Source organism: Flammeovirga sp. EKP202 (assembly GCF_014534745.1).
In the GTDB taxonomy this organism is placed as follows: domain Bacteria; phylum Bacteroidota; class Bacteroidia; order Cytophagales; family Flammeovirgaceae; genus Flammeovirga.
Map to the genome: position 1 here is coordinate 35759 of NZ_JACVVP010000008.1, position 14885 is coordinate 50643.

Sequence of the window (14885 nt, forward strand, 5' to 3'; positions counted from 1 at the left end):
TACAAAAGAAAAGGGTTTTGTAATCATCTTCTAAAATGCAGTTCTGTAGGGACGTTTTACTAAAACGTCCGCACGCACCATAATACACTACCACTTATCCTTCACAAAAGGAATTGCTATAATTAACGATAATTTAGTTTACAGTGTATTTGCTTTATGCATTAATTTTTAGGAGTAGTTTGTAACGATTGCAAGACCTTATCAATTCCTAAAGAGGAGCCTTGTACTGGAGGAAACTCTTTAAATGTAGCTAAGAATTCACCTGTGTAGGCTTGAGCAGGCACGAATGTCCACATATTGTCCGCAAACCAACGAATGTATAAAGCAGATTTATAAGAGACTTCATAAGGGTCAGCTCTGAGGTTGATCAAAATTGGCCATGATGGTGTTTTTCTATAAGCAGTATTGATGGCACCTTCCATGATGGCAAAGTGTAATTTCCAATCTTTATATCTTAATGCATTCAGGTTTCCAGCTGCATCAAAATAAAATATCTCATTACGAGGAGCTTCTTTGATGTCACCTTTCCAGAATCCCATTTGATTGTAACCGTCAAGGTGTACTTTGAAGGTCTTGTCACTTGCTTTATAGCCATTCAAAAGTTTCTTTTTTACATCTGTCACTCCTGCAGCAGCCAATATGGTAGGCATCATGTCTTCATGAGAATAAATATTATTGTCTATCGTTCCAGGTTGGATTACACCTGGCCAACGGATCGCACAAGGTACTCTAAAACCACCTTCCCAAGTAGTTCCTTTTTCACCTGCAAAAGGAGTAGAGCCACCATCAGGCCATGAGAATTTCTCTGCACCATTGTCGGTAGAGTACATGATCATGGTATTGTCGATAATACCTAGCTCTTCTAGTTTAGCTAACACAATACCTATATTCTTGTCGTGTTCTACCATACCGTCAGGGTAAAGACCTATACCTGTTACCCCTCTACTTTCTTCTTTAAGATGCGTCCAAACGTGCATTCTAGTGGCACTTAACCATACAAAAAACGGTTTTCCATCATTATGAGCTTTTTCAATAAATTGTAATGCAGCTTGTGTAAATTCATCATCTACAGTCTCCATTCTCTTTCTTGTCAATGGACCTGTATCTTGAACGCGACCATCAGCATAAGAGTGAATAACGCCACGAGGGCCGAATTTTTTGTGGAATTCAGGGTCTTTAGGATAATAGTACGTTTCTGGTTCTTCTTCCGCATTTAAGTGGTAAAGATTACCGAAAAACTCATCGAAACCGTGATTAGTGGGTAGATGTTCATCTTGGTCTCCTAGGTGGTTTTTGCCAAATTGACCAGAAGTATAACCTAAAGGTCTCAATAATTCAGCAATAGTAGGTTGATTGTCTTTGATTCCTTGTTTTGAACCTGGCATACCGATCGTCAACAAACCCGTTCTAAATGGATGTTGTCCTAAAATAAACGCAGCCCTTCCTGCTGTACAGGACTGTTGAGCATACCAATCGGTAAACATTGCCCCTTCGTTGGCAATTCGGTCAATGTTTGGGGTTTTATATCCCATCATACCGTGGTTGTATTTACTAATATTGGCCCAGCCAATATCATCACCCCAAATAACTAAGATATTGGGTTTCTTGTTTTTATTTTTCTTTTGTGCATTGGTTGAAAATGCGATGAGCAATAGTGATAAAAAGAAAAGTAATTTTCTCATAGTTTAATGGTCTTAATATATAGAAATAGTGACTTATTTTAAATAAGTTGTCGTTTTTGCTTTCTTAGGTTTCCTCTGAGTTAATAATTAGCTGTTTTGAGTTCAATAGGTGCTTAAGTACCTGTTCAAAATTATCTATAGCTTAAATGCATATGAATTAAACTATATTTAATTATGATCAGCTACTTATAAACAAATAAGTACCTACTAAAACAATTATTAATAGGTACTTAAAGTTAGAACAATATCAATTAATTCCAATCAAGTTCTTTTCTTTTCTGCCAATAGATTTCGTTTTCTTCATATATTTCATCTAACATCTGAAGATCAAACATATCAAGTTGTACTTCGGCTCCTTTTAGGTTTTCATGAAGCATATCTGCAGTAGAAGCACCACTCAAAGCCACTGAAACCCAGGGTTGAGAGAGCACAAAAGCCATTGCAATCGCATCAATACCAACATCGTGTTTTTGAGCGATAGCTGCCAGTTTTTGTTTGAAAGGTTGAAAATCTTCTTCTTCATTTCTACCGGTTAATCGACCATTGGCTACCACTTCTTTAATGATGACCCCCCATCCTTGATAAGCCGCTTCCTCTAACATTTTTGAAGCTGACCTTTCCAATATATTATAGGTAGCTTGCACAGATTGGAACAGGTGCTCACCTTCTCTTTGTATCTTTAAAGCTTTCTCTAGTGTTTCGCTTTGTTTCTCACCACTCAACGAAAGACCAATGATAGTACCTGTAGCTTTGATGTCCCACAGTTGTTGTAATACTTCCTCGTTATCCAGTACGCCGCTTTCTAGAGTAGCAGAATGTATGTGATAAATATTAAGGTTTTCATCCAGTAAACTAACGCTTTCCATCCACTGTTTTTTAAGTAAATCCAAAGTATGACTCTTAATTTCGTGGTGTTCAGCTTTTACATTCCATTCTGCGGTGTATTCATATCCCCATTTCGAACCTACTACAAGTTTTGAGGTATTTTCTTGTTGGTTTAGCCAACTTTTCAAAAACAATTCTCCTTTTCCGTAACTTCTAGCTGTATCAAAATATCGAATACCATTCTGATATGCCACATCCATGACTGCTGCAGCATTCTTTTGCATTACTTCAATGTCGTAGTTATTGTTAAGGTCATCTCCATGTCCTAGGTTTATATATCCGGGTCTTCCTAATGCTGCTAGCCCCAATCCAACTCTAGAAACATATAGGTTAGTTTTACCAAATGGAATAATTGAGTTTTTATTCATAAAATTTTCGAAGTCTAATAAGCATTAATGAGGCATCAAATCAGACGATGCACTGTAAAATTGCTTACGATATTAATAGAATATGGTTCGTTCATCGTTATGAACCGTTCTTTTGATTGAAAAAGAATATCCTAGACTAAATTTTCAATCATTAAAAAATATGGTCAACCAAATTGCGGTCTTTTTTTCTTAAAAACAAAAAAATGGATTGCATTATTTGATAAAAGAATAAATAATTGTTGGCATCTATATTTATTCATCAGAAGAGTACACCAAAAGAAGCTTTTTCTTGTTATAGCGTAACTATTTTTCACTTTTTTGAAATTATTTTTTCTGTATTATTTACACTTTATTTTATGTGTTATTGAAAAGAATTAGAAGGGTTATTTTTAAGATTTTAAAAAATAGGCCTATCCTTTGAAAAATCATAAATCTCCACTTTTATAAGTGTAAAAAATACTTTAAAAAAAGTTTGGTAATAATAAGGGTAAGATATACATTTGAAGTACAAAGTAAGAGCATTAGTTTAATCATATATAAACACTATAGACATGAAAAATTTCACAATAGCAACAGTGGTTATCGCGGTAGGATTCGCAATCGCTCTAGCGGTTTCACTATAGATAAATACCTTAACCAATAAAGACATATAATATACTTAACACTTTAGCCTATTGGGTTTTTACTCAATAGGTTTTTTTTGTTACTTTAGTACAAAACATTAAAGATACGCAATGAAACATGTCTCTCAATTTGGTTTACCGAAGAAACGAAAACAAACTTTAGATATTCTTGAAAAAGCATTTACGGAAGGAAATCTCGATCCTCATGATTATGAAAATAGATTAGACATAGTGATGCAGGCTGATTCAATTGATAAATTAGATCTAGTATTGTCAGATTTTCCCGAACATTATGTAAAAGAATTAGGTTCCAATATCAAATCTTCTAGTGTAATTGCTCCTGAAAGCATTGCGCCACAAGATCATGATAAGTTGTCATTAAATATTTTAGGAGGGAAAAGTCTTGTGATTGATAATGTGAATACAAGTTCATCTAGGATTTTTACAATTATTGGAGAGCAAAATATTAAGTTTAATGACCCTAATTTAAGAAATACGAAGTCTGACTATGAGGTAGTTACTATTGTAGGGGAGACGAATGTTGATCTAAGAAACCAATGTTTAGAAGGTGCAGTTGTTAAACTACGTATGACAAAAATTGTAGGAGAGGTGAATATCAAAGTTTTACCTGGCACTGTTGTAGAAGATCGTACCAAGAAAATTTTAAGTGAATATTCTCATGTTTTAAAAAGTAAGACGTGGAAAAATAAAATATATAATGCTTTTAGTTCTTCAAAAGAAGACGCTGTTCCGACAGTGACAGATAAAGTAAATTGCCATTTAATATTAGAAGGAATTAGTGTTTTAGGTTCTGTGAATATAACAGTCTATGATGTGCAATAAAATAGAATAATTGGATCCTTCAAAAGAATATCAAAGCCACTTTAATAAAGGTGGCTTTTTGTATTTGGTTAGTACATTGTAAACTAAGTTTTAGAATATTTATGATATTTAGAAATCAGGAGATTTCTGTTGATCTGTAGGACACGAATGACACTTACGTTTAACATTCGCACCAGTGGACTTTCTATCCAACTCGTTTAGTAGTGTCTCCCCGGCCTTGAAGGGAAAAGCGTGAAGAATTTCATGTATTGAGCCGTTAAAAATGATTTTTTTGTTTGAGTGCAGCGAGTTTAAAATCATTTAGGCGAGAGGAATGGAATTTAGCTTTTGCGTTCATTTTTTGCTTCGTTTTTGTGTTAAGACAAAAATGAAGAAGAAGGAAGCTTGAAAGTAGAACATAAAAAGCTTGTATAAATATCAATTGAAAGTTGACGATAATTTAGTTTACAATGTAGTTGGTTTACGTGAAAGCAATGGAATCTTAATGACTGATGGAAACCTATTTTTCATTATGTTTTTTGAATGGAGATAATTATCTTCAAGAAAATTATTCTGTGTTACGGTACTTATTCATGCATTTATAAAAAGTAAACTGCTTCTATTACAAATGAAGTCGAGCTTTTGATTGGAGTAAGTTCTGTATCCTGTTTTTAGCAAACTATTAATATAAAATTTTATGTCAACGCTTACACAACAAGAAAAGTTGGACAAACATGATGAAAGAATCAATTACAACTTAATGCTTCAATGCAAGGAAAAGTTGAAACAAGGAAGAATAATCCTTTTCGCTATTGCAGCTACTCAACTATTTGGCATCTTCGGAGGACTTTCAGCAAACATTAGTTTTGTAGTGGTATTGTATTCTGTCATTTTGATCTCTTTTGCTATTTTAGGTTTCTTGGTGACAAAAATGCCCAAAAAAGCAGTATTAGCAGGATTAGCGATTTATTTGACTTTGGAAGTCTTAGGGCTTTTGATTGGAGCTTCTCTCTCATTTTTCGGGCTATTGATTAAAGTAGCGATTGTATCAGGACTTATTAAGGCCTATATGGCTGCAAAAGATGCTGTAGAATTACAAGTGAAATTAGATGCTATTGAAGAAAGAAAACGTCAGCGTAAACTGCAAGGTGAAGATAAATAGATAGGTTTGATTCTTTTTGCAGAATCTACTCTAATAGTCATTATTCCCAAGGAGGGGTAATGACTATTTTGTTTTTCTGATGAAGAGAATAATATAGTAAGTGATTTTGCTAGTTTTGTTTTGTAATTGCCGTTGGAATTTAAAGTATATTTTGTTAACTTATTTTATCAACTCAATGAATATTACTTATTGATTTATAGTTCTTTAAACTTTACCTTTCAAAAACTATTTTGCTCATGCAGACTCAGCAAAAAATTATAGAGAAAGAAAACAGGTTACTCAATTTGTTTCAAAAGCTCAATAATAACATTTTGGTCAATAGAGCTTTGTTGGCACTAATGATCATTGCACCTTTATACGATATTTTTAATCATTATTCAACCGAAAACTATGCTCTAACAGGAGTGTATGTCCTTATGATTCTGGTGCTTTTGATGGGGGCTTATTTCTTTGATCATTACCTTACAAAAACGGTAATAGGCATCGTTGAAGCTATCATTATTCTAGAAGTTGTAGCCATAATTATGACTCAGGCTCCACCAACGCTCATTAGCATTCAATTTAAGTTTTTTATGGGATTAGGTTTTTTGAAAGCCTATTTTAATGCCAAAAATATCTCCATCTTAAAAAGAGATTTACAATTTCGAAAGGCTGAAATTGAATTGTTACGAGAAGAGATAAGCCATCAACACAAGACACGTTTAAGAGGATTGAGCGTTTATGTAAATCCTCAATACGGTTAACATGTTTGGAAGCTCTGACTTCCCAAACATGTCACCTTTAATTATTTTAGATATGAAGGTACTGTGGACATTGGTGTACCTAATTCAGATAGGTTATAAAGCCACGTATTTTGATATTCTAATGCCAAACTTCTATGATAAGGGTGAATAATATTCACAAAAGGAGTATTAGGTTCAGTAATGAATTCCATTACTTTACGAATAATGCTCACATCATCTTTTGTCAGTTTCTCTTTCTGAGCACCAGAGTGCGGGCATAACTTTGCCAATGCACTTTCTGCTAATGCTTTATGATCGGGTAAGACAACACTCATATATTCTGCTATAAAACCAAATTTCATTGACTCACGCAGACTCGCCTTAAGGATGGCAATGATGTCTTGCTCTTTTTTCGTTAATGCTCTCATGATAGTCGTTGTATAAGTTATAAGTTACCTAGAAAGAACGCACACAAAAAATGATACTTTAATATCAACGTCCTGATATGCATTATATGAAAAATATACCAAAATAGCTAATTTTGACTCTAATTATTCAATGTTAATAGTTTTAAATTACGATATTTGTAACAATTAAACCATTTCAATGTAAATATATTAATGCTTGCTTATGATTTATCACATACTAAATGGCGATAGTAGTTTTGAAATCTGGAAGAAGAATAACTTTGAAGGTACTTCGATAGTTTTCAGGGAAATGCTCGTAGAAGGAGACTGCTTTGGACCACTGTTCACTCTGTCTTTCTTTGAATCAAGAACAAGCTTTCTGAATTCTAATTTTAATATATCTTCCGATGAATATGCTCGTATTTTACATGATGAGCTACAACAACTTAATCACTTAAAACCCGAAGATGAAATTGTACTTTGGTTTGAAAATGACTTATTCTGTCAGGTGAATCTTATGGCTATATTGGCTTTTATTACTCAAAATAGCTTTGTGTACGATAAGATTTCTATCATCAATACAGACAAGAACAAAGGACTAGGAGAATATAAAATTAATGATTACCCAAGGCTCTTCAATGAAAGATTGTTGCTATCGGAGAACGACCTTGAATACGCTTCACGATTTTGGAAGAAGTACACGAGTGATAACCTAAAGGATTTTCTTCGGATGATCAATAAACACCCGGTAAACTTTGCCTATCTAAAAGAAGCAATGATAGCTCACCTTGAGCGTTTCCCAAATCCAGCCACTGGATTAAACAAACTGGAAAGAAGAATTTTGAAATACTTGAATGACGAACCACTGACCTTGTTTAAACTGATCGGGAAATTACTCCGTAGACAAACTTGGGAAGGTTTTGGAGATTTGCAATATGAAAATATCATCAAAAGACTTTCTCTGGATTTGATCGAGCAGAAAGAAGGTAAATATTATCTCACGCTAAAAGGGGAGCAAGTGCTTAGAGGAACGCAAAAATATGACGACAGTACTTTGTCGTATTTATCTCTTGGCGGTGCAGCTCGTACGGATTATTATTTTGACGGTGTTAATAATTTGGTTATCGAAAGGAAATGATGCACTTTTGCATTCGAATTTTTACGAGAGCAGAATGAAACAATACCACGAATTATTAAACAGAATCTTAGAGGAAGGAGCTGAGAAAGGAGATCGTACCGGAACGGGTACAAAATCAGTTTTCGGTCATCAAATGCGTTTTGATTTATCAGAAGGATTTCCAGTTTTAACGACAAAGAAGTTACACCTTCGTTCTATCATTCATGAGCTATTATGGTTTTTGAATGGGGATACGAATGTAAAGTACCTTCAAGATAACGGCGTGAGAATCTGGAACGAATGGGCAGATGAAAATGGTGAACTTGGTCCTGTTTATGGTAAACAATGGCGTTCATGGGCTGGTGCTGATGGAAAAACAATTGACCAAATTTCTTGGTTGATCAATGAAATCAAAACGAACCCTAATTCAAGACGTTTGGTAATTTCTGCATGGAACGTAGGGGAGTTGGACGAAATGGCTTTAATGCCTTGTCACGCTTTATTCCAGTTTTATGTAGCAGACGGTAAACTTTCATGTCAGTTGTACCAAAGAAGTGCAGACGTATTTTTGGGTGTTCCATTTAATATTGCTTCTTATGCATTACTGACCGTGATGATTGCTCAAGTTTGTGATTTGGAACCAGGGGATTTCGTTCATACTTTAGGAGATGCTCACCTTTACAACAATCACCTTGATCAAGCCAAATTACAGCTGACAAGAGATTTCAGATCATTACCAAAAATGGAAATCAATCCTGAGGTGAAAGATATTTTCTCTTTCAAATTCGAAGATTTCAAATTGACAGATTACGATCCACATCCACATATCAAAGCAGAAGTATCTGTGTAGTAATTGGAGTAGTTAAAAATAGAAACAGGCTATCTTATTGAAACGATAAGGTAGCCTGTTTTATTTTTTGATGTTTGTGTTATCAGTTTTTATTGAGGAAGGAATTAATACCCCGCTGCCTGTCCGTCCTTTCTACTCTCACTCGCCCCATGATATACTTTTTTGAGATCATCCCAAAGGATAGCCTGATAGCCACCATAAGTACCTCTCGTAAAACCAACTTGATGCCCTTTGTCCATCAATCCTCTTACTGTTTCGTAAGGAATACCCGATTCTACTCTGATCATTCCTTTGTTTTGAGTAGTTTCACCCATTGGAGAAGCACCACCTGTATGATCCCATCGAGGAGCATCGCCAGCTTCTTGTAGGTTCATCCCGAAATCAATTAAGTTCATCACAATTTGAGTGTGACCTTGAGGTTGGAAGTCTCCGCCCATCACTCCGAATGAAACATAAGGTTTTCCATCTTTGGTGATAAAGGCAGGAATGATGGTGTGGAAAGGTCTTTTACCCGGCTCAAATGTATTTGCTTGACCTTCTATTAAGGTGAATAATTCCCCTCGGTCTTGTAGCATAAATCCTAATTTCGGAGGTACCATACCTGATCCCATTCCTCTATAGTTGGATTGGATAAGCGATACCATATTTCCTTCTTTGTCCGCTACCGTCATATAAATCGTTTCACCCGCACTGATTTTACCTGCTTCGTAAGTAGAAGCTCTTTCTCCGATTTCTTTACTTCTTTCTTTAGCATATTTTTCAGAAAGTAAAGTAGATAGAGGCACATCATAGAAATCCATATCAGCATAATATTTAGCTCTATCTTCAAATGCCAATTTCTTCGCTTCCGTAAATAAATGCAGGTGTTCAGCACTCCCGAAAGGAATGTTTGAGAAGTCATATTGTTCCAAAATTTTCAACATTTGAAGTGCTGCTATACCTTGACCGTTGGGAGGAAGTTCCCATACATCATATCCTCTGTAATTGATAGAAACGGGATCTAACCATTCTGAATGATGATCTTCAAGGTCTTTTCGACTCAAGAAACCGCCTTGTTCTTTGATAAATAATCCAATCGTTTTCGCAATTTCTCCTTTATAGAAAGCATCTCTACCACCTTTTGCAATTTTTTTATAAGTAGCTGCCAAGTACGGGTTTTTATAAATATCTCCTTCATTAGGCAGTTTACCTCCATTTTGATGGATGTATGTATCTTCAATATTTGGAAAACCTTTCGCTTGATACCTAGGAATCGATTTTTGCATATACCAAGCGATTAGTTCTGTCAGAGGAAATCCATTTTCAGCATATTCGATTGCAGGAGTGAGGATGGTATTCATATCCATTGTTCCGAATTTTTTATGCATTTCAAACCACCCATCCACAGTACCGGGTACACTGACAGGTAAAGGACCCAGTGCAGGAATTTTTGTATAATTATTTTCTTTGAAATACGCTAAGGTTAGTTTTTTAGGAGATCTGCCACTGCCATTCAAAGCGTATAATTTTTGAGTTTTCGCATCCCAGATAATGGCGAAAATATCTCCACCAATTCCACATCCCGTGGGTTCCATTAATCCTAAAGTGGCGTTGGCTGCAATGGCCGCATCGATCGCATTTCCACCTTTCTTCAAAATATCTAATCCTACTTGAGTAGCTAAGGGGTGTGAAGTGGCCACCATACCGTTTTGAGCTAAAACTTCCGAACGGGTCGCAAAAGTGTGTCCTGTTACTCTGTCTTGTGCAGAAGCTAAAAGTGAACCTGTAAGTAGGTACCCTAATAAAATAACAGATTTAAAGTGTGTTTTTAAGAGTAGTTTTCTCATAATAATTGAATTGATATATATGCTTAATAATCGTACCTCAACAATAAACTTTGTAAATCCTCAATTGTTTCTAATTCGTTTAATTGAGCTTCTAGTTGTTGTTTTTTATGTTTTTCACTCTCTTTCAAATGTAAGGCTTCTCGTTCAATACCACTTCCAGATTTACCCACAAAAAGATTATAAATGTAATGTTCCTTAGGTCCTCCAATAATTCTCTCTTTTTCTTCTTCCAATTCCTTCACTTGTTTTTCTAAGAGTTGTAGTAACCTTTCAGACTCCTCTTCTTTAAATTCTATTTTGTCCTCTTTAAAGTGAGTGCTGTACAGGTCTAAGAGCGTTGTAATATCTTCTTTATTTTTGGCTTCAGTAATGATGGACATTAAGTGGTGTCGTTCTTCTTTTTCATGTTCATCTTTCACTAAGTCGGGGTGAAATTTTTTGGCCAGTTTTTTATAGAGTGAATGGACAGAGGTATAATTTATTGTTGTCTTCTCTCTTTGGTCTGCTTTCTGAAATGCTTCTTTTAGAAGTTGCTTTTGTTGTTTGCTCAATAAGTAAGGTTGCACTTTCTCCTCAAATATTTTTTGAACTTGATGATCGTCTTCAATCATTTTTTCCCAATCGTTATCGGTTAACAAGTGGTCTATCTCCTCCGATCTTGATTTTAAAACCAGTTGCTTTTTGATGTGTTCAATTCTTTCCTTCCTTTTTTGGGACTTTGTTTTTTTAGAAGAAGCGTTTTCGGCGAGCATTTGAAATTCCGGAATCAACTGATCGAACTTTAATGTTTTGGCAAATGGAGATTGTAAGCCTTCCACGAGATAATGCTGTACTAATAATTGAAATAGCTGATGATTTTTATTGGTCAGTTTCGCTTCTTTCCCTAAAAAAAGCATTCTTTCAATAAAAGAATATAAGGTAGTGAAACGAGACGAGGCTACTTCCTCAAGGTGTTCTTGATAAGCTGTAAGCATTAAGTGAACTTCCTTTGTCAGTAAAGCATTTCGCTTTTTCTTTTTTTGTACTTCAAACCACAACTTTGTCAGTTTATCCTCATTTGTTTTTGCCTTTTTCTTAGGTTTTCCTTTCTTGATTTTAGTAAATGAGATGATTTTCATGGTTTGTGACTATTTTTATGTACAGAACTAAATCCTAAAATTAGAAATTACTGTTGCCGAATGACAATAAATGAAGATAAAATAATCAATGTAGATCATAATGATGAAACCTCTTTTCCAAATCAAATTGCAGCCTTAACGGGTACAATGTTCAATGGTAAAAGAATCAAAACACAATCAGAGTATGGATTAATCGACTATCATTTTTTTACATTACTGAATGATATCAAAATAATAGTGCACGATTGTGTGATTGAAAAAGAGGTAGGCGTAAGGCATCATCCCAAAAGTGATGCTGACTTTATCTATATCATGTTATTGAGAGATGGTAACATTAAGCATATTTATGAGACAGACAATAAAATAGAGATTTTTGGCCCTGGTAAACAAAGAGGTTTGATGATTTCTAATTTAAGAAAGTCCGTCATCAATTATGGTGGTATTGGATCAAACGCTCAATGGGTCACCATGATGATCAAAAAAAACTTACTGGATGATTACTTTGGAGATCGCTTTCATGAAATCAAAGAATTGATTCACAATCCCGAACCTTGGTTGTTTTTTGAGTCTCCTACTTATGAAATTGCAACTGCTCTTGATCAAATTTTTGAAGTGGAAAGAGATAGTATTTCTTATAAGTCGGTGGTCTACAGTCAATCCATTTTTATCTTGGGACAGATCTTTGAGTTTTTAACCAAACGTGATGTCAATGATGCTAAAAGGTTAGACTCCTTCGATACAGAACGTCTTTTTGCGATCAGAGAATTTATTTCAAAAGACTTGTCTCAGCCTCCTTCCTTAGAGGAAATATGTGACGAGTTTGGTATCAGTAGATCAAAGTTGATTCGGGATTTTAAAGCGGAATTCGGGAAACCTCTTTATCAGTTTTATACACAACTAAGAATGGATGAGTCAAGAAATATGTTGATTCACCAAAAAAAGACCGTGACAGAGGTGGCACAAGACTTAGGTTTTAAAGGTATTTCTAAATTTTCTGATGCTTTTAAGAAATACTATGGGATGTCACCCAAAGTGATGATTGAATTGAAAAATAAATCGTAACAGCGTTATGATAGCCTTAACAGGAGCTAGCGGACATGTAGGTTATGTGCTGCATAAATACCTCCAGAAAGAAAATATACCACACCGCGTACTTGTCAGGAAGAGAACAAACAGACTCACTAATGTAGAACAAATTGTAGGAGATTTAAGGTATCAACATAGTCTTCAACAGTTTGTGAATAAAGTAGATACAGTTATTCACAGTGCAGCAGTGGTTTATCCAAAGTATGGTGTCAATGAAGATGTCATTAATGTGAACTACATTTACTCAAAAAATCTTTTTGAAATTGCAAAAAAGGCAGGAGTCAAACACTTTATATTTATCAGTTCTATTCATAGTATGGAAGTGCCGATTACAGGTGTCTTTGATGAAACTGCTGCTTTGGTAAAAGATGAAAATAGAAGTTACGACTATTCCAAGGCACAAATGGAGCGTTACTTAAGTCAGCAAAGTGGAATAAAGATTACAATTCTAAACCCCACATCAATTATCGGTGGAGGAGATTTCTACTTCAATGGTTTCAATCAGCTTTTTCGTTTGATTCATTTTTATCGTCTTCCAATGTTAACCCAAGGAGGCTTTGATGTAGTAGATGTTAAAGATGTCGTGAAAAGTTGTATTTTTGCGGTACAGCATCAAGTGGAAGGAAAATATATTTTGGGGAATACCTACTATTCTATTCCAGAAATTGCAAAAATATATGGGAATATTGCACAAAAGTTAATAAGTCCTATTAAGTTATCAACACCGGTTATGAAAATGTTGGCAACTTTTACTGACTTTGTGGGTAAGTTTTCAAATTCACCACTTCCAACTAACTCATATTCAATTAATGCACTTTTAGAGCTTAATAGTCCTATTTCTCATCAAAAAGCAGTGAATAACTTAGATTTTAAGCCTAAAGTTATTCACAATTCTTTACGAGATATTCACAAATGGATTGAAAATCAGGAGCTTATTCTTGATTAATTTTGACTTTATTCACAATGGTGTGAGTTAGTTCGTTATTAACTCGCTCATTATCTATGAGTTATAGTGATTTTGTTCATTTTGAGTTCATCTAACTTTTTGAAATTGAACTATTTAAGGTTTTAACGAAAAATGAACGATTATTGGAAGCATTATTTTGAGAAGATGACTCAATGCGTTGATGGAGAGCTTGGTAATTTTGATCAAAGGTCTCTTGATTAAAAAGAGAATGATTATTTAAAGCGATTTGAAATGCTTCATTGAAGCTTCTTTTATGTGTTACCTTTTTCATTTTTAGTAGGTGTAGTTTAAGTAGTGTAGATAAATGTAAAACCGATACTAGGTCCTTTTGTTTAAAATTGAAGTCATACTATAGTATCACGTATTTTGACTCTTTCACTTCTATTATTTTGAATTTATTTAGAAACAATATCGATTTCATTTTATCCTCAAATTAAGTTTAATGTTATGCTCATTTTGTGAGCTTCGATAGTATGACCTTTCAATAGGGAAATACCCCTATTCGAGGTTGAAAAAAAGTGTATTTTTTTATTGAATGTCTGTTTTTGATATTGAAAAGGCTGTTTTATTCTTTGTTTTAAGAAAGATTTTAATTTGAAAAACTTACTTTTGATCTACTTTTTATTAATTGCATATTTGTGATTAAGCGAAGTGTTTTAATATCCCATTTTACAAAAACTATATTTTGGTAGAAGAAATCATTACAAAAGATAAATTTGAAAAGTTATTTAGGGAGCAATACCCTAAGCTATGTGCTTTTGCGAATACATTTCTGAAAGATATTCAAGCCTCAGAAGATGTGGTACATGATATCCTTTTCAAATTGTGGGAAAATAGAGAAACAATACAGATTGATATTTCAATTGAAGCCTATTTGTATAGAGCGGTTAGAAATAAATCATTGAATGTTATACGACATATTGAAGTCAAAGAACAATACAAATCTTATAATGAGGAAGCAATCAATGATGCATCACAACATGAGGTAGATACCATGGAAAGTAGTGAATTAGACCTGAAAATTCGCGAAAGTATTGACAGTTTGCCTGAAAAAAGGAAAGAAATATTCCAACTCTCTCGTTTTGAAGGACTGAGGTACGCTGAGATTTCGAAGAAACTGAATATCAGTGTTAAAACAGTTGAAAATCAGATGTCTTCTGCCTTAAAATATTTAAGGTCGGAGCTTACCGGATTTTTTACAATCTTAATTCTATTTTTTTTGAAAAATTTCTAACCTTCCAATAGGGGTA

At 34.4% G+C, this 14885-nt stretch carries 14 protein-coding genes; 8 read left to right on the forward strand and 6 right to left on the reverse strand.

The genetic code is table 11. The annotated features are described in order from the left end of the window. Positions 1-161: 161 nt before the first annotated feature. Together IC221_RS06600 and IC221_RS06605 are read right to left on the reverse strand one after the other, a co-directional pair. Complete coding sequence (locus IC221_RS06600; RefSeq protein WP_188168202.1) at positions 162-1682, reverse strand: arylsulfatase; 1521 nt, start codon at positions 1680-1682, stop codon at positions 162-164. A 251-nt stretch (positions 1683-1933) separates the two neighbouring features. Then, positions 1934-2935, reverse strand: a complete 1002-nt coding sequence (locus tag IC221_RS06605) for an aldo/keto reductase (protein ID WP_188168203.1) — start codon at positions 2933-2935, stop codon at positions 1934-1936. Between the two features lie 734 nt (positions 2936-3669). Here IC221_RS06605 and IC221_RS06610 point away from each other — a divergent pair. The 3 genes from IC221_RS06610 (at position 3670) to IC221_RS06620 (ending at position 6285) form a co-directional block, all read left to right on the forward strand. Then, entirely contained in the window at positions 3670-4401 is a 732-nt protein-coding gene (locus tag IC221_RS06610) for a DUF1707 domain-containing protein (protein WP_188168204.1), read from the forward strand. Positions 4402-5077: 676 nt separating this feature from the next. Then, positions 5078-5542: a hypothetical protein gene (locus tag IC221_RS06615; protein WP_188168205.1), complete on the forward strand. Its 465-nt coding sequence runs from the start codon at positions 5078-5080 to the stop codon at positions 5540-5542. A gap of 236 nt (positions 5543-5778) precedes the next feature. Beyond that, complete coding sequence (locus IC221_RS06620) at positions 5779-6285, forward strand: hypothetical protein (protein WP_188168206.1); 507 nt, start codon at positions 5779-5781, stop codon at positions 6283-6285. 41 nt (positions 6286-6326) lie between these two features. On the opposite strand, the gene IC221_RS06625 is transcribed toward IC221_RS06620, so the two are convergent. Continuing rightward, positions 6327-6692, reverse strand: a complete 366-nt coding sequence (locus IC221_RS06625; protein WP_044202938.1) for a hypothetical protein — start codon at positions 6690-6692, stop codon at positions 6327-6329. Between the two features lie 202 nt (positions 6693-6894). Here IC221_RS06625 and IC221_RS06630 point away from each other — a divergent pair, with 202 nt between their 5' ends. Together IC221_RS06630 and IC221_RS06635 are read left to right on the forward strand one after the other, a co-directional pair. Further along, positions 6895-7809, forward strand: a complete 915-nt coding sequence (locus tag IC221_RS06630; RefSeq protein ID WP_188168207.1) for a hypothetical protein — start codon at positions 6895-6897, stop codon at positions 7807-7809. Between the two features lie 34 nt (positions 7810-7843). Next, complete coding sequence (locus IC221_RS06635; protein WP_044202936.1) at positions 7844-8638, forward strand: thymidylate synthase; 795 nt, start codon at positions 7844-7846, stop codon at positions 8636-8638. A 104-nt stretch (positions 8639-8742) separates the two neighbouring features. On the opposite strand, the gene ggt is transcribed toward IC221_RS06635, so the two are convergent. Both ggt and IC221_RS06645 read right to left on the reverse strand, forming a co-directional pair. After that, a complete protein-coding gene (gene ggt / locus IC221_RS06640; RefSeq protein WP_188168208.1) occupies positions 8743-10464 on the reverse strand; it encodes a gamma-glutamyltransferase in 1722 nt (573 codons plus the stop codon). Positions 10465-10487: 23 nt separating this feature from the next. Then, positions 10488-11582, reverse strand: a complete 1095-nt coding sequence (locus IC221_RS06645; protein ID WP_188168209.1) for a hypothetical protein — start codon at positions 11580-11582, stop codon at positions 10488-10490. Between the two features lie 60 nt (positions 11583-11642). Here IC221_RS06645 and IC221_RS06650 point away from each other — a divergent pair, with 60 nt between their 5' ends. Together IC221_RS06650 and IC221_RS06655 are read left to right on the forward strand one after the other, a co-directional pair. After that, positions 11643-12644, forward strand: a complete 1002-nt coding sequence (locus IC221_RS06650) for an AraC family transcriptional regulator (RefSeq protein WP_188168210.1) — start codon at positions 11643-11645, stop codon at positions 12642-12644. Between the two features lie 7 nt (positions 12645-12651). Beyond that, a complete protein-coding gene (locus IC221_RS06655) occupies positions 12652-13614 on the forward strand; it encodes an NAD-dependent epimerase/dehydratase family protein (protein WP_188168211.1) in 963 nt (320 codons plus the stop codon). A gap of 91 nt (positions 13615-13705) precedes the next feature. Here IC221_RS06655 and IC221_RS06660 read toward each other — a convergent pair whose 3' ends face one another. Further along, on the reverse strand, positions 13706-13906 hold the full coding sequence (locus IC221_RS06660) for a hypothetical protein (RefSeq protein ID WP_188168212.1): 201 nt from the start codon (positions 13904-13906) through the stop codon (positions 13706-13708). A 414-nt stretch (positions 13907-14320) separates the two neighbouring features. On the opposite strand from IC221_RS06660, the gene IC221_RS06665 reads away from it, so the two are divergent. Next, entirely contained in the window at positions 14321-14869 is a 549-nt protein-coding gene (locus tag IC221_RS06665; RefSeq protein ID WP_188168213.1) for an RNA polymerase sigma-70 factor, read from the forward strand. Positions 14870-14885 lie beyond the last annotated feature (16 nt).